Annotated in this window: 15 protein-coding genes; 6 read left to right on the top strand and 9 right to left on the bottom strand. The window is 67.9% G+C overall.

Annotated features, from left to right (window positions below; translation table 11 throughout):
- Nucleotides 1-253: 253 nt before the first annotated feature.
- Nucleotides 254-1,735: a sigma-54 dependent transcriptional regulator gene (locus tag G3O06_RS13125; RefSeq protein ID WP_174974734.1), complete on the top strand. Its 1,482-nt coding sequence runs from the start codon at nucleotides 254-256 to the stop codon at nucleotides 1,733-1,735.
- A 1,084-nt stretch (nucleotides 1,736-2,819) separates the two neighbouring features.
- Here G3O06_RS13125 and G3O06_RS13120 read toward each other — a convergent pair.
- On the bottom strand, nucleotides 2,820-3,602 hold the full coding sequence (locus G3O06_RS13120) for an ABC transporter substrate-binding protein (RefSeq protein ID WP_174919054.1): 783 nt from the start codon (nucleotides 3,600-3,602) through the stop codon (nucleotides 2,820-2,822).
- Nucleotides 3,603-3,836: 234 nt separating this feature from the next.
- On the opposite strand from G3O06_RS13120, the gene G3O06_RS13115 reads away from it, so the two are divergent.
- Both G3O06_RS13115 and G3O06_RS13110 read left to right on the top strand, forming a co-directional pair.
- Nucleotides 3,837-4,256: an MbcA/ParS/Xre antitoxin family protein gene (locus G3O06_RS13115; RefSeq protein WP_174919053.1), complete on the top strand. Its 420-nt coding sequence runs from the start codon at nucleotides 3,837-3,839 to the stop codon at nucleotides 4,254-4,256.
- Between the two features lie 2 nt (nucleotides 4,257-4,258).
- A complete protein-coding gene (locus G3O06_RS13110) occupies nucleotides 4,259-4,954 on the top strand; it encodes an RES family NAD+ phosphorylase (protein WP_174919057.1) in 696 nt (231 codons plus the stop codon).
- Between the two features lie 24 nt (nucleotides 4,955-4,978).
- On the opposite strand, the gene G3O06_RS13105 is transcribed toward G3O06_RS13110, so the two are convergent.
- Nucleotides 4,979-5,710, bottom strand: coding sequence for a metallophosphoesterase (locus G3O06_RS13105; protein WP_205816276.1), 732 nt, complete (start codon nucleotides 5,708-5,710; stop codon nucleotides 4,979-4,981).
- 139 nt (nucleotides 5,711-5,849) lie between these two features.
- Between G3O06_RS13105 and G3O06_RS13100 the strand changes: the two genes are divergently transcribed.
- Complete coding sequence (locus G3O06_RS13100; RefSeq protein ID WP_174919051.1) at nucleotides 5,850-6,503, top strand: DUF1345 domain-containing protein; 654 nt, start codon at nucleotides 5,850-5,852, stop codon at nucleotides 6,501-6,503.
- Nucleotides 6,504-6,515: 12 nt separating this feature from the next.
- Here G3O06_RS13100 and G3O06_RS13095 read toward each other — a convergent pair whose 3' ends face one another.
- Both G3O06_RS13095 and G3O06_RS13090 read right to left on the bottom strand, forming a co-directional pair.
- Nucleotides 6,516-7,184 (bottom strand): glutathione S-transferase, encoded by a 669-nt coding sequence (locus G3O06_RS13095; RefSeq protein WP_174974731.1) that lies wholly within the window; start codon nucleotides 7,182-7,184, stop codon nucleotides 6,516-6,518.
- A 139-nt stretch (nucleotides 7,185-7,323) separates the two neighbouring features.
- Nucleotides 7,324-8,031, bottom strand: a complete 708-nt coding sequence (locus G3O06_RS13090) for a class I SAM-dependent methyltransferase (protein ID WP_205816275.1) — start codon at nucleotides 8,029-8,031, stop codon at nucleotides 7,324-7,326.
- A gap of 309 nt (nucleotides 8,032-8,340) precedes the next feature.
- Between G3O06_RS13090 and G3O06_RS13085 the strand changes: the two genes are divergently transcribed.
- Complete coding sequence (locus G3O06_RS13085; protein WP_174974736.1) at nucleotides 8,341-9,993, top strand: DUF3459 domain-containing protein; 1,653 nt, start codon at nucleotides 8,341-8,343, stop codon at nucleotides 9,991-9,993.
- Nucleotides 9,994-10,063: 70 nt separating this feature from the next.
- On the opposite strand, the gene G3O06_RS13080 is transcribed toward G3O06_RS13085, so the two are convergent.
- The 5 genes from G3O06_RS13080 to G3O06_RS13060 form a co-directional block, all read right to left on the bottom strand.
- Complete coding sequence (locus G3O06_RS13080; protein WP_205816274.1) at nucleotides 10,064-10,648, bottom strand: thiamine phosphate synthase; 585 nt, start codon at nucleotides 10,646-10,648, stop codon at nucleotides 10,064-10,066.
- Nucleotides 10,649-10,670: 22 nt separating this feature from the next.
- On the bottom strand, nucleotides 10,671-12,014 hold the full coding sequence (locus tag G3O06_RS13075; RefSeq protein ID WP_174919047.1) for a hemolysin family protein: 1,344 nt from the start codon (nucleotides 12,012-12,014) through the stop codon (nucleotides 10,671-10,673).
- Nucleotides 12,015-12,090: 76 nt separating this feature from the next.
- Nucleotides 12,091-12,870, bottom strand: coding sequence for a HAMP domain-containing sensor histidine kinase (locus G3O06_RS13070; RefSeq protein WP_174974725.1), 780 nt, complete (start codon nucleotides 12,868-12,870; stop codon nucleotides 12,091-12,093).
- Nucleotides 12,871-12,937: 67 nt separating this feature from the next.
- On the bottom strand, nucleotides 12,938-13,861 hold the full coding sequence (locus G3O06_RS13065) for a DMT family transporter (protein ID WP_205816273.1): 924 nt from the start codon (nucleotides 13,859-13,861) through the stop codon (nucleotides 12,938-12,940).
- Nucleotides 13,862-13,902: 41 nt separating this feature from the next.
- Complete coding sequence (locus G3O06_RS13060) at nucleotides 13,903-14,760, bottom strand: LysR substrate-binding domain-containing protein (RefSeq protein WP_205816272.1); 858 nt, start codon at nucleotides 14,758-14,760, stop codon at nucleotides 13,903-13,905.
- A gap of 115 nt (nucleotides 14,761-14,875) precedes the next feature.
- Between G3O06_RS13060 and G3O06_RS13055 the strand changes: the two genes are divergently transcribed.
- Nucleotides 14,876-15,259, top strand: coding sequence for a tautomerase family protein (locus G3O06_RS13055; RefSeq protein ID WP_011355834.1), 384 nt, complete (start codon nucleotides 14,876-14,878; stop codon nucleotides 15,257-15,259).
- The last annotated feature ends 96 nt before the right edge of the window (nucleotides 15,260-15,355 follow it).

The following is a 15,355-nucleotide window of genomic DNA, read 5'->3' as shown; positions in this document are numbered from 1 at the left end:
AGCACCGGCGCGGCTTTGCGCGCCGCGCAGCCGCCCGTTCAGGGTTCGCGCCGCGTACGCCACCGGGATAACACCCATCTAGCCTTGCGTCGGCCGCATCGATATACCGTTCATGACAATGTCCACCTCTCGCATGATTCGTGCGCGGGGGGATTTTATTCGGACGGAAATGCGGCCAATATGTCGGTTCTATCGAGGTCCGTCGCGTGCGACGGCGAGCCGGCGCGATACCAACGCCAAGCGGGGAACAACGATGGTTGCTAGGTCACCTGACGCAAACGGGCAAGCGGTGTCCGAGACGACGCATGTGTCCGTCACCGCGCCCGAAGACGGACGCAAGCTGTTCGTGATCATGCGTTCGCCCGACGAGCCGTTGCTTGCGCAACTGCGCGGGCTCGGCTGGGAAATCTCCGTCGCGAAGACGGCCGGCGCCGCGCAGAACATGACGTCCGGCGTGACCGTTGCCGCCGGTCTGGTCGATTTCACCGGGTTCACGTCGCGTGACTATCCCGCGCTGAAGGCGTGCCTGAGCCAGCCGGCGATCGGCTGGATTTCCATTGCGCAGGCCGGCATCACGATCGGCCCCGCCGTGCGCGAACTGATCCGCAGCTACTGCTTCGATTACGTGACCCTTCCGTTGCCCTACGAATGGATTTCGCACGTGCTCGGCCATGCGCGCGGGATGGCCGCGCTCGATCGCGTCGACGGCGCGGCCTATGCGGCGTCGATCGGCGAACACGGGATGATCGGCAACTGCGAGGCGATGCAGCAGCTGTTCAGCACGATCCGCAAGGTCGCGAAGACCGACGCGAGCGTGTTCATCTCGGGCGAGTCGGGCACCGGCAAGGAGCTGACGGCGCTCGCGATTCACGAGCGCTCCGGCCGCGGCAAGGGGCCGTTCGTCGCGATCAATTGCGGCGCGATTCCGCATCACCTGCTGCAGTCGGAACTGTTCGGCTACGAACGCGGCGCGTTCACCGGCGCGAACCAGCGGCGTGCGGGCCGGATCGAGTCGGCGAACGGCGGCACGCTGTTTCTCGACGAAATCGGCGACATGCCGGTCGAAAGCCAGGCGAGCCTGCTGCGCTTCCTGCAGGAAGGGAAGATCGAGCGGCTCGGCGGGCAGGAATCGATTCCGGTCGATGTGCGGATCATCTCGGCCACCCACGTGGATCTCGACGGCGCGGTCGAGGCCGGACGCTTCCGCGCGGACCTTTATCACCGCCTGTGCGTGCTGCGCATCCACGAGCCGCCGCTGCGCGCGCGCGGCAAGGACATCGACATCCTCGCGCATTACGTGCTGCAGAAGTACAAGGCCGACAGCGGCCGCAAGATCAGCGGCTTCACGTCGGCTGCGCTCGACGCGATGCGGCGCTACGAGTGGCCCGGCAACGTGCGCGAGCTGATCAACCGCGTGCGGCGCGCGATCGTGATGGCCGAGAGCCGGCTGCTGACGCCGCACGATCTCGGGCTCGACACGCCGGGTGAAACCGAGCCCGTGACGCTCGAACAGGCGCGGGCGCTCGCCGAGCGCACCGCGATCGAGAATGCGCTGCTGCGCAACGACCACCGCATCAACAAGGCCGCTGCCGAACTCGGCATATCGCGCGTGACGCTCTACCGGATGATGATCGAGCACGGGTTGAACGATCACGACAACAACGGCGGGAACGGCGACAACGGCGGGCATGACGGCACGCCGTCCGGCGACGCGGGGCATCAGCGGGTCGGCTGAGCGGCGCACGCGCGACGCGTGAACCGGTTCGGCGATCGGTCCAGGGCCGGTGCCGCACGAACGTGACGGGCGGCACGCACGGCACGACTGCGGCGCTGCGCCACGCGCGGACAACCCGCGGCTCGCGTGCGGCCGACAGCATGTAAAGCGCGTGAAACATTTCGCATCGGCAGCCAGGCAAATTCGCGCGGCGAATCGGGGTGACCGGCCGGCCGTCCATCGGTAAAAATGCCGTGCTTCATTGTTCAGCCTTATCCGGCAAGGCAGGGCCGCCACGCGGCCGCTGCGTGCCGCGCGCCGCGTGTTTCAGTTTCGTAACTTCCCGCCTTCCGCACCCGTTCCGGCCGCCACGCAGCCCGGTCAACCCCTTGTCCGGACGGGCTCGCGCGAAGCTGGCCCGCTCCTTGCGAAAGTGGTCTTGCGAAAGTCGACGATGCAAGGTCCGTCCGGTTCGGCAGCGAACCCTGTCAGTACCGGCCAGGACACAGTCCGCGGGGATGCGGCGGCGGAGCGCGGCACGACAGCCGCGTTCCGGCGAGCACGGAGCGTCGTCGCCTGATCGTCGGAGCACCGGCTTTGTCCGGTTGCCGGAACAACCATCAGACTGATACGGGGAACAAAAATGAACGATCGCTACACACTGCGGCAAGCAGGCCGCGATCGCAGTGACTCGAAGCATCGCCGGTCCAACGTCGTTCTCGCAGCCGGACGGCATGCATCGACAGGCCATCTCTCCGCACCCGGTGCGAGGCGGATCCGGCTGATTGCCGGTCATCCGCGCCGGGTCGGCACTTTCCTGCACGCGAACCCGATTCGCAAGGGCATGTGCGCACGGGCGCCGGTACCTCGACGCCCGATATTCGCCTACTGACTGAAGCAGCACGATTGCCGTTCGCGCCGGGCATCGCCCCCGCGAACGATCAATCTGCAATCCGAATGAAATGCGCAGCGTCGTGCCGCACGTACGACGGATGATGCATTCGATGTGACGGCAAACGGCATCATGCGCTCGCCGTCTGGTTGTAGGGGAGGGGCGGTCGGACGCGCGCGACGGGTGTGGCGCCCGTACGCGCGCGACGCCGTTTCAGCCGCCGTAGATGTCGAAGTCGAAGTACTTCGACGCGAGCCGCTTGTAGGTGCCGTCCTTGACCATGTCGAGGATTGCGCTGTCGATCTTCGCCTTCAGGTCGGTGTCCTCCTTGCGCAGCCCGATGCCCGCGCCGATGCCGAGCACCTTCTCGTCGATGAGCTCGGGGCCGACGAACGTGTAGTTCGCGCCGCGCGACGATTTCAGGAACCCGATGGCCGCCTGCACTTCATCCTGCAGCGCCGCGTCGAGGCGGCCCGAGGTCAGGTCCGCGTACACGCCGTCCTGGTTCTGGTACGACACGACGTTCGCGCCTTGCTTGCCCCAGTACGCCTTCGCGTACGTTTCCTGCGTCGTGCCCTGCTCGACGCCGATCGATTTGCCCTTCAGCGATTCGGCCGTCGGCAGCAGCGGCGAGCCCTTCTTCACGACGAGCCGCGTCGGCTGGTTGTAGATCTTCGTCGTGAAGCCGATCTGCTGAGCGCGTTGCGGCGTGATCGACATTGACGACAGCACCGCGTCGAACTTCTTCGCCTTCAGCGCCGGAATCATCCCGTCGAAATCGTTCTCGAGCCACACGCACTTCGCCTTCAGGCGCGCGCAGATCTCGTTGCCGAGGTCGATGTCGAAACCGACGAGCTTGCCGTCGGGTGCCTTCGACTCGAACGGCGCATAGCTGGCATCGGTGCCGAAGCGGATCGTGGTCCAGTCCTTCGCGACGGCGGGGCCTGCGGATACCGCGAGCAGGGCGATCGAAACAGCGGCAATCAGTCTCTTCATGGTGCGTTCCTTGGCGGGGTGCTTCCGGTTTCTGTGCGACACGGTTTCACGGGCCCGAGCCGCATCTGCGCGCGGTGTCCGCACGGTCATTAACGCAGAAAATAAAATCAGAGTCCAGAATGGACAAAAAATATCGTTTCGTTGGAAGCAATCGCCAATCGACGGGTCTTGACCCTTGCAAAAATACGAAAATGGACTAATCTTGTTAGTAAATTCGTTTCGAGACTAACGATCATGTCACAGCCCGCCTACGAATCGCATTCCGCCCCGCCGCAGGCCTCGGTCGCGCAGATGTCGGCGGCCGGCCTGCGTGCGTTTTTCAACATCGCGCGCGACTGGGAGCTGACGATCGACGAGCAGATCGTGCTGCTCGGGTCGCCCGGCCGTTCGACGTTCTTCAAGTGGAAGTCCACGCCGGAATCGGCGCGGCTGCCGCGCGATACGCTCGAGCGGCTATCGCTGCTGCTCGGCATCTACAAGGCGCTGCAGATCCTGCTGCCGCAGCCGGCCGCGGCCGATGCGTGGGTCAAGCGGCCCAACGATGCGGCGCCGTTCGGCGGCAGGCGCGCACTCGACCGGATGCTCGCCGGCAACGTCGGCGATCTGGTCGCCGTCCGGCAATATCTCGACGCGATGCGAGGTGGCTGGGCGTGACAATGCCGATCCAAGCACAACAATGGCCCACGACCGCGGTCGACTGGGCACCCGCCTATCGCGTGATCCCCACTCGCTTTCCGGCGATCAACCTGTTCGACCGCGTGGCCTCGGCGGACGATTTCGACGCGCTTTACGCGCTCGAATCGCTGACCAACGACCGCATCCGCAACGAAGTCGGCACGCTCGACCTCGTGCCGCCCGCCGAGCGCCGCTACGGGCTGGGTTGGGGGCCGATCATGGCCGCGTTCACGCACTTGAATCCGCAGGGCAGCCGTTTCTCCGATGGCAGCTACGGCGTGTTCTACTGCGCGCGTTCGCGTGATACGGCGATCGCCGAAACGCGTTATCACAGCGCGCTGTTCCTGGCCGCGACGAGGGAGCCGCCGATGCGCCAGCAGATGCGGCTCTATACGGTGATCGCGCAAGGCGACGTGGCCGACATCCGCGTGTGGCCGAAACGCGATCCGGCGCTGCTGCATCCGCTCGATTACAGCGCCGGGCAGGCGCTCGGTCGCGCGGTGCGCAATGCCGGCGGCGCGGGCATCGTTTATCCGTCGGTGCGCGACCCGCGCGGCGAGTGCCTGGCGGCGTTCCGCACTGCGCTGCTGCGCGACTGCCATCACGCGGCGTACCTCGAATACAACTGGAACGGCTCGGCCGTCGATGCGGTGTTCGAACTGAACCAGGTCGGCTAGGGCCCGCTCACGGGCATCAGCGCTTCAGGGCAGCGGCCAGTCGCCCGCGTGGCGTTCGCGCGCTTCGGCCTGCGTCATCGACCACGTGCGCCCGGTGCGCGGCTCGGCGAGCGTGAGCCGCCCGGCCGGCGCGAACGCGCCCGTGTCGATGAACCACTGCGAGCCGATCCGCTGCGGCGCGCGCACCGGCGTGTGCCCGGTGCAGGTCAGCGACAGTCCGGCCTGCCGCGCCGGATCGGCGAGCCCCTGAACGAGATCGCGGCCCCAGATCAGCCGCTCGCGCACGTCGTGCGAATAGCTGCCCGTGTCGAGATCGGCATCCGAGCCGAAGAATTCCGCATGCAGCACGTTGAAGCGCCCGGGGCCGTCGCCGATCACGCGCACCAGCGGCAACGCGTCGACGCGCGCCGCATGCGCGTGCAGCCGTTCCGGCGGCAGGTCGGCGCCCCAGTCGCCGCCGATCCCGCGCCACGCGTCGGGTGACAGCTTGCCGCGTGCCACGAGGCTCATCACTTCCTCGTGATTGCCGCGCACGACGTGGCACCACGGGCGGTCGAGCAGGTCGAGCGTGGTTTCGGAGGCAGGGCCGCGGTCGACGAGGTCGCCGACCGAAAACAGGCGGTCGCGAGCCGGATCGAAGCGGATGTCGTGCAGCAGCGCGCGCAGCACATCCACGCAGCCGTGCAGGTCGCCGACGGCGAAGTCGCGGCCAGCCGTGTTCGCCGCATGGTGGCAGAGGGGGGCGGTGGCAGTCATCCCCTTATCTTAGGCGCTCGCGCCCCCATCGCCACGTCACGATGGAATGACGATAATCGGGGCAGTACCCGCCGGTGCGGCGCGGTGGGCCGTCCCGCGCGCCGGCCGAACTCTTTCCATTTGCTTTCGGAATCACACGATGACGATTTATCCGCAGGTATTACGCAACCGGCCGCGCATGGTCGCGGCGTTCGTCGCCGGCGTGCTGTGCGCGGTGCTGCTGCCTTTTTCGCTGCGTCCGACCGTGCGTGCGCTGATCGGCTGGGATTGCACGATCTGGCTGTATCTCGTGCTGATGTGGGTGCGCATGGTTACCGCGCATCATCACAAGGTGCGCGAAGTCGCGATCCGCGAGGATGAAAACGCGACGACCGTGCTGACCGTCGTGTGCCTTGCGACCGTCGCGAGCGTCGCCGCGATCGCGATCGAACTCGCGACCGCCAAGAGCGTCGGCTTCAGCGCGGGGCTCAGCCACTACGCGATCACGGGCGCGACACTATTCGGCGCGTGGTTCCTGATCCCGACGATCTTCACGCTGCACTATGCGCGGCTCTATTACGGCTCGCCGACCAAGGATCGCGCGCTGCGCTTCCCGGACCAGAACCCCGAGCCCGATTACTGGGATTTCCTGTATTTCGCGTTCACGATCGCGGTCGCGTCGCAGACGGCCGACGTGTCGCTGGCGAACCGCTCCGCGCGGCGCTCGGTGCTCGCGCAGTCGATTCTGTCGTTCTACTTCAACATGGCCGTGCTCGGGCTGTCGATCAACGTCGCGGCGGGCCTGCTGAGCTGACGCAGGCCAGGGCTATTTGAGCAGGTCGTACGGGCCGCCGCGCTCCAGCGCCCGCTGATACGCGGGCCGCGCGTGGATCGCGTCGAGGAAACGCGCGATCGCGGGATACCGGCTGCCGCCCCCACGCGCCGTCGCGGCTTCGAGCGGAAAACTCATCTGGATGTCGGCTGCGCTGAAACCGTCGCCGACGAACCAGCCGGTGCGGCTCAACGTGTCGTCGACATAGCCGAGATGCAGTGCGATCTGCGGATCGACGAAGCTCGATTGCAGCGTGTCGGCGATCTTGCGCGCGATCGGCCGTGCGAAGAACGGCATCGGCGCATGCGCGATCCGCAGCGCGACGAGCTTGAGCAGCAGCGGCGGCATCGCCGACCCTTCCGCGTAGTGCAGCCAGTACGTGTAGTCGTGCCGCTCGGGCGTACCGGGCGGCGGCGCGAGGCGCCCGTTGCCGTAGCGCTCGACCAGGTATTCGATGATCGCGCCCGATTCGGCGTACGTGCGGCCTTCGTCGGTGACGACCGGCGACTTGCCGAGCGGATGGATCGCGCGCAGTTCGGGCGGCGCGAGCATCGTCTTCGGGTCACGCGCGTAGCGCACGATCTCGTATGGCACATCCAGTTCTTCGAGCAGCCAGAGCACGCGCTGCGAGCGCGAGTTGTTCAGGTGATGGACGGTGAGCATGTCGACGCCGGAAGTGGGGGCGGGAACGACATCATACCCAGCGCGTAGGGCGCGCACACGAAACGCGTCGCGCGTCGTGACGGGCCGCGTCCAGCCGATCGCGTCTGGCCGACCGCGTCTGGCCGCCAGCCCCGATCCATCACGCGCGCCGCACCGCGATCCACGCGCCCCAGAACAGGCTCGCGAAAAAGCGCAGCGGCGCATCGAAGCCCGCCTCGCGCAGCAGGTTGAACACGGCTTCCTCGGACGCGGGCGGATCGGCGCCCTGCAGGATCTTCGCGAGTTGCGCGCGCACCGCATCCGGTGTCGCGCCTTTCATGCGCCAGCGCTGCTGCCATGCGTCGAGCAGGCGAGGGTGGTCCGCGTAGCGGCGATGGTTGCCGGCGAGCACGAGCGGCGCGCCGGGTTTTAGGCGCCGCGCGATCGCATGCAGCAGCGCCGCCTTTGCTTCGTCGCCCGGGACGTGATGCAGCACGCCGATCAGCGTCGCGCCGTCGAACGCGGGCGTATCGGGCAACGCATCGACACCGTCCTCGACGAACGCCGTGCGCGTGCCGAATCCCGCGGCCTCGACGTTCGAACGTGCGAGCGCGAGCATCGGCGCGGACGGGTCGACGGCCGTGAACCGCCAGCCCGGCTCGAGCGCGGCCGCCACGCAGATTTCCTGCCCCGTGCCGCCCGCGCCCGCGACGAGAATCCGCGCGTCGGGCACATCGATCGCCGACGCGAGCATGCACGCGGTGAGTTCGTGGCACGCATCGTAGCCGGCGAGCGCGATGCGGGATTGCTCGGCGTATTCGTGCGCGCGTGCCGGATCGAATTTGGCGGCGCTGGCGGGAAGCGACATGGCGGGTTCCTCGGGTCGGGCGCGAACGACGTGTCCGCGAGCATGGCGCAGAGCGTAAGCGTGCGCGGCCGGTGCAACAAGGCGGGCAGCCATTCCGGTATGGCTGCTACCTGACTCGCCGGAGCCTGCCGGATTGCGGGTTTTCCCGGGGTCGATTCGTATTTAAAATTGTCCGGGAACGATGCATCGCGGTGGCGAATCCGGCGCATACTCGTTTCTCTCCCCCCGCCTGGCCGTCGCATGCCGGGCCCCGATGCGCCGCGCCCCGCTGGCGCGGCCATGCCGCTCGGTACGCACGAGGAGCGCATGATGTCCGATTGTCCGCACGATCCGTATGCGCAGCACCACATCCACTGCTTGCCGTTCGGCGCACAGCCCTGTGGCGCGCTCTGCGCGACGCCGCGCACGCACTTTCGCGTGTGGGCGCCGGGCAGCACGCAGGTCCAACTCGAACTCGATACCGGCTTCGGCCCGTTGCTCGTCCCGATGACGGCGGCCGGCACGAACTGGTTCGAAGTCTTTGCCGATTGTGGTGCGGGTGCGCTTTACCGCTATCGCCTCGACGATACGGTATCGATTCCCGATCCCGCGTCGCGCTCGCAACCCGAAGGGCTCAACGGCCCGAGCGAGGTCGTCGATCCGCGCGCGTTCACGTGGCGCAACACGTTCTGGCACGGGCGCGCATGGGAAGACATCGCGCTCTATGCGATTCGCCCGCACGCGGTGGGCGGCTTCGACGGCGTGCGCCGGCGCCTGCCGCAACTTGCGCGCATCGGCGTGACCGCGCTGGAGCTGCTCGCGTCGCCGCACGACAGCTTGCCGTTCGCGCCGCTCGCGGCCGAAGGCGGCCCCGACGCGCTGAAGGCGCTGATCGACGATGCCCACGGCTACGGCCTTGCGGTGCTGCTCGAGCTCGACTACGCGCGCTTCGGCAGCGGCACCGATGCGCTGCGCCACTACGCGGCGCCGTTCTTCCATACGCGCGACGATCCGCTGCAGGCGCCGCCGCTCGCGCTCGATCATCCGGAAGTCTGCGATTTCTTCTGCGACAACGCGCTGTACTGGATCGACGAATACCGTTGCGACGGGCTGCGCCTGCGCGAAGCCGACCGGATCGGCGTGTCGTGGCTGCGCGAGATCGCGGATCGCGTGCGCGCGGCCGTGCCGGCCGACCGGTTCATCCATCTCGTACTCGGCAGCGAGCGACATCCTGCGCATCTTGCCGACACCCATTTCGATGCACAGTGGAACGGGTGCGGCGAACGCGCGCTGCACCGGCTGACGGGGCGCGACACGTCGGCCCACGAAGGCATTTCCACGCACCAGTCGATCCACACGCTCGCCCGCGCGCTGACCGCGGCCGGTGCCGCGTTTCAGCCGGCCGGGTCGGGAGAAGGCATGGCTGCCGACAGCGGGCTGTCGTTGACGTCGCTGGTGCTGTCCGATGGCGCGTGGCGCGACAGCGGGCAGGGCGACCACGGGCAGGAGGCCGGTCTGGCCGCACTTGCGCTGTCGCTGCTCACGCCGCAGATTCCGTTGATCTTCGACGAAACCGCGCGCGACATCGATCGCGCGCATTTCGTGCAGTCGGCGCTTGCAGTACGCGCGAAGCTGATCGCACCGCGGTTGTCCGATTGCCGGCCGCAGGATGCGCGTGCGCTGAAGTCGGACGGCGACGGCGATGCCGACGCGCTGCTCGCGTCATGGCGGCTCGCCGACGACGAGACGCTGACGATTGCGTTGAACCTGTCGCCGGAGGCGCTGCCGTTCGACGCACCGAAAGGGCGAGTCGTGTTCGAGACGCCGGCGCGTGCGCGCGACCGGGTCGATGAAGGAGTGTTGCCGCCGTATGCGCTCGTCGCGTGGCTGACGGGTGACGTCAACCGCTATGCGCTCACGCACGATGCGCGTCGCATCGATGACGGCACGTGGCGCGGAATGCGTCCGAACCTGAACGCATGACGATGTGAGCGCTTAAGAGTCCGAGAGGCCGGGCGCATTCGCGCCCGGCTGCCCCGCAGGAAATCCCGAACTACCAGAACCCGCGAATGCCCGCGATGCCGTATGCGCGGTGGCGGCGTGCATCGTCGAGGTGCGTGCGCGTCATGCCACCGAGCGCGAAGACGGGCATCGCGGCTTCGGCGGCCAGCGTTTCGAACTGCGCCCAGCCGAGCGTCGGCGCACCGGGATGGCTGAGCGTCGGCAACACGGGTGACAGCGTGACGAAATCCGCACCGGCGCGCGCGGCCAGCAGCAGGTCGTCGCGCGTGTGACAGGCGGCGGACACCCATCTTTCGGCCGGCAACGGCCGCTGCGCGGCGGCACGCAATGCGGTGCCGTCGAGATGCCAGCCGGCGCCGTCGAGCCGCATCACGCCGGCCGCATCGATCGGGCCGTTCAGCATCAGGTGCGCGCCGGCCGCGTCGCAGCGCGCGAGCGCTTCGGCGGCGAGTCGCGCGAACGCGGCAGCCTCGAACGATTTCACGCGCAGTTGTACGAGCGTCTCGCCGCGCGCGAGCACGGCCGACAGCCGGTCGAGGAACGCCGCGCAATCGGCCGCCGACGCGGACGCCGGTTCCGGCGTGATCACGCAGCAGCGCGGCAGCGTGGCGTTCATCGCGTGCGGCGAAGCGTGGCCGTCATTCGTCGGCCTCTTTCGCGATCTTCGGGTAGACGCGCACGAGCACGATGCGCGGCCCGTTCATCTTCTTCACGACGACGTCGAAGCGGTCGAACGACACGCGCTGCCCTTCGGTCGGCAGGTCGCTGAGCGCCTGGATCACGAGGCCGCCGACCGATTCCGCGCGGCCTTCGTCGATGTCGATGCCGAGCGCCTGTTCGAGCGACACGACGGGCAGGCTGCCCTTGCCCATCAGCGTGCCGTCGTCGAGGCGGCTCCAGTCGGCGTCGCCCTGGCGGAACTCGTCGTGGATCTGGCCGACCAGCGCGCCGAGCAGGTTGTCGAGCGTCAGGAAGCCGATCGGCTTCTCGCCCTTGTTGCCGACCAGCGCGAAGTGCGGCGCGCCCTTGCGGAAGCGGCGGAACAGGTCGAGCGCCGGCGTGTCGGGCCTCACGTACTGCACGGGGCGCACGTAGTCGGACAGGTCTTCCAGCGCCGCGCCCGCGTGGCGCGCGAGCAGCAGGTCCTTCAGGTGGATCAGCCCGCTCACCTGTTCGCGCGATGCGTCCTCGAACAGCGGATAGCGGCTGAAGCGGTGGCGCGCGACGATTTCCATGTTGTCGGGCAGCGGCAGGTCGCGGCGCAGCCCGATCATTTCATGGGCCGGCCGCATCAGGTCCGACACGGTCATCGACGAAAAATCGAGCGAATGCGCGAGCGTGTTCCACTCGTCGTTGCTGTACGTGCCGCGCGCCGGCTGGGCCGGATTGCCGGCCGTGCTGCGGCGGCTGCGCAGGATCAGCTTCAGTTCGTCGGTCGAGTAGTGGGCGTCGCCGCCGTGGTCGGCGGACAGCCCCGCGAGCCGCAGCACCGCGTTGGCGCTGTTGTTGAGCACCCAGATCGCCGGATACATCGCCCAGTAGAACGCGTAGAGCGGCAGCGCGACCCACAGGCCGACCTTCTCCGACTGGCGGATCGCCATCGATTTCGGCGCCAGCTCGCCGACGACGATGTGCAGGAACGAGATCAGCGAGAACGCGAACACGAGCGAGATCAGGTGCACGACGCGTTCGGACTGCACGCCGATCAGGTCGAGCAGCGGGCCGAGCAGTTGTGCGAAGGCCGGTTCGCCGACCCAGCCGAGGCCGAGCGACGCGAGCGTGATGCCGAGCTGGCACGCGGAAAGATACGCGTCGAGGCGGCCGTGCACGATGCCGAGGATGCGGCCGCGCAGGCCGTGCTTGCGGGCCAGTGTCTTGACGCGCGTGGCGCGCAGTTTGACGAGGCCGAATTCGGCCGCAACGAAGAACCCGTTCAGGGCCACCAGGAACAACGCGCCGATGAGCGCGAAGATCTGTAACAAAGAATCACTCCGGTTATGACAGGCCCATCAGTATAGAGCCAGAAAGGAATTTGTAATGTATCGGGCCGCCGATTGCTTACACCGGCGCCTCGCAGGGGACGGAGAAGGTGAGGGTGACGGTTGCGCCATCGGCGAACGCGTCGTGCGAGAACGTGCCACCGTGTGCGAGCGCGACGCGCTGGCAAAGCGCGAGGATCCAGGCGATCCGCTTGGCGTCGCGCTCGCGCAGCAGCTCGCGCCGTGCGAACGATTCGAACGCGTGCGGCTGCGCGGGATCGGCGAGTGCGCCGGCGTCGACGGTGCAGGTGGCGCGTGCGGTGAACTGCACGCCGTCGCGTGCGCACACGAACGTCACGCGGCCGCCGGTGGCACTCGCTTCGACGGCCGCCGTCAGCATCGTCCACAGCGCTTGCGCAATGCGTTCGCGGTCGGTGGTCAACGACGGTTCGCCGTCCGGCAGCGTCGCGTCGAGCGCGACCTGCCGTGCGTCGGCGAGCGCGAAACGGACCAGCGCGATCGTGTCGTCGAGCAGCGCGCGCAGCGCGAACGGCTGCGGCTCGAGGGTGAGCGTGCGCGTTTCCGCGCGCGGCGCGTCGAGCACGTTGTCGATCAGCGCGACCTGCTGGTCGATGCCCGTGCGGATGCCCGCGAGCGCGCGCTGCAGGTTCGGATCGGCGTTGGCGAGCTGGCGCTCGAGCACGTACGCCCAGCTATGCATGGCATTCAGCGGGCTGCGCAGGTCGTGCGACGCGGTGGAGAGCGCCTGGTCGCGCAGGAACAGCGCCGCCTGGGTGGCGTAATGCGCTGCGCGTTCGCGCAGCAGGTCGGCGGCGGGATCGACGGAAGTGGACGTCACGGAGCTGGCCTGTCGGAAGCGGTTGGCGTGGAAGTCACGCGAACCGCCATTATAGGGACGGTGCGTGTCACGCCGGCAGCGCGTCCTCGTCCTTTTTCCGGGCGTCGCCGTTCGGCAGCAACTGGCACGCGAGCAGGCCGGCCAGCATCAGCGCACAGCCGATGAGCGCGCGCAGCGTCAGCGTTTCGCCGAGCGCGGCCCAGCCGGCGATCGCCGCGAACACGCCTTCCATGCTGAAGATCACGGCCGCGTGCGCGGGTGCCGCGTCGCGTTGTGCGACGACCTGCAGCGTATAGCCGACGCCGACCGACAGCAGGCCGCCATACAGCAGCGTCGGCAGCGCGTTGCGCAGCATCGCGCCGCTGACCGGCTCGATGGCGAGGCCGACCGCGAGGCACGCCACGCCGCACACGACGAACTGCAGGAACGCGAGCACGAGCGGATTGTGGCGCTTCGCGAAATGGCCGACGGCCATCACGTGCGCGGCGATGATCACGGCGCCGGCGAGCTGGAACCAGTCGCCGTACAGCACCGAGAAGTGCTCGTTGATGCTGAGGAAATACAGGCCGATCGCCGCGAGCAGCGCGCCGAACCACGTGCCCGGGCCGATCCGGTGACGTGCGAACACACCCATCAGCGGCACGATCACGACGTACAGCGAGCTGATGAAGCCCGCGTTGGCGATGCGCGTGTACTGCAGGCCGATCTGCTGCAGCGAAATCGATACCGCCAGCAGCCCGCCGAGGGCGAGGCCCGGCAGCAGCAGCTTCGGTTCACGGCGGATCGCCGCGAGTTGCGTGCGCGACGCCGTGTTCAGCATCAGCAGCGGCACCAGTACCAGCGCGCCAAGCAGGAAGCGGAGCCCCGTGAACAGGAACGGCCCGATCACGTCGAGGCTCAGGCGTTGTGCGACGAAAGCCGAGCCCCAGATCGCGGCGGAGGCGAGCATCAGCAGGTTGGCACGGAGGTGCTTGCGGGCGTCAGGCTTCATTGGAATTCTTCTGGAGATTGCGGGCGGCTTAATCCGCTAGTTTACGCCGAGATTGCAAGGCTGTCGGCAAACCTGCGCAATGCGGCGCCGGCGCGCGCGTCGCGCACGCGCGAATACAGCACGACCTGCGACAGCGGCAGCGGCGGCAGCCCGAATTTCGCGCCGACGTCGACCAGCGTGCGCGGCGCGACCCGCCGCGCGAGCGGGCAGACGGCGAGCCCCGCGGCAGCGGCGGCCGGCACCGCCGCCAGGCCGCCGCCCGTAAAGCGGTGCCGCCACGGCCGCCCCGCATGGTCGAGCGCGCGCAGCGCGGCGGCCCGCACGCCGCACGGGCCGGCCAGCACCGCGAGCGGCAGCGGTTCGCCCGCGCGCGGCACCCAGTCCGGCGCGGCGAGCCAGGCCAGCGGTTCGGAAAACAGCAGCGTGCCGTCTTCGCGCGGCGGGTCTTCGCCCGGCTCGTGCCGCACGATCACCGCATCGAACCGGCGTTCGTCGTATTGCGCGAGCAGGTTCGTCGACGTTCCGAGATGCATTTCGAGCGACAACCCCGGATCCTGCCGATGCAGGCTCGTGAGCACGGCCGGCAGGTCGGGCACCGCGACATGCTCGCTGACGCCGAGCGACAGCCGGTGCGTGCCGGCCGAGATCGCGCCGAGCGCGTGATCGTGCGCGTCGAGCAGCGCGCGGGCGGCCGGCAGGAAATTCTCGCCATCGGCGGCCAGCTTGACGACGCGCGGCGTGCGCGCGAGCAGCGGCTTGCCGAGGTGTGCCTCCAGTCGCTTCAGCTTCAGGCTGACGGCCGACTGCGTGGTGCCGAGCGCATCGGCGGCGCGTGTGAAGCTGGCGAGATCGGCGACCAGCACGAACGCGCGTACGGCATCGAGGTCAAGGACTTTCATTTCAGATGTAAATGGATGAAATATCTATCGATGACTGTTAATTATAGTTCGGCGAGCCTAACCTGACGCTGTGTTTCCGTTCTTCAACGCCAACTTCCCCGACAGGAGCAGGACCATGCCATTCACCCGTATCGCAGTCCGCGAAGGCAAACCGGCCGCCTACCGCGCGGCGCTCGTCGACGGCGTGCATCGCGCGCTGATGCACACGTTCAACGTGCCCGAGGACGACATCTTCATGGTCGTCACCGAGCATGCGGCCGAGAATTTCGTGTTCGGTCGCCACTACCTCGATATCGAGCGCAGCGACGATCTCGTGATGATCCAGATCACCGCGAACAACACGCGCACGCTCGAGCAGAAGCGGGCGCTGTACCGGGCGATCGCGGACAACCTCGCGCAGCAGCCCGGCGTGCGGCAGCAGGACGTATTCATCAGTCTTGTCGAGGTGCTGAAGGAAGACTGGTCGTTCGGCAACGGCCTCGCGCAATACGCCGTTTGACCTGCGACAGCAGGACAGGGCCAGATCGTCGCCTGCGAGTTTTGGCGACGTGTACTATGGAAGCAGCTTCACGGACGACGCCGGCGCGGTCGATGC

It is taken from the genome of Burkholderia sp. Ac-20345 (assembly GCF_017104825.1).
In the GTDB taxonomy this organism is placed as follows: Bacteria; Pseudomonadota; Gammaproteobacteria; order Burkholderiales; family Burkholderiaceae; genus Burkholderia; species Burkholderia lata_B.
This window is presented reverse-complemented; position numbering and strand designations above follow the sequence as displayed.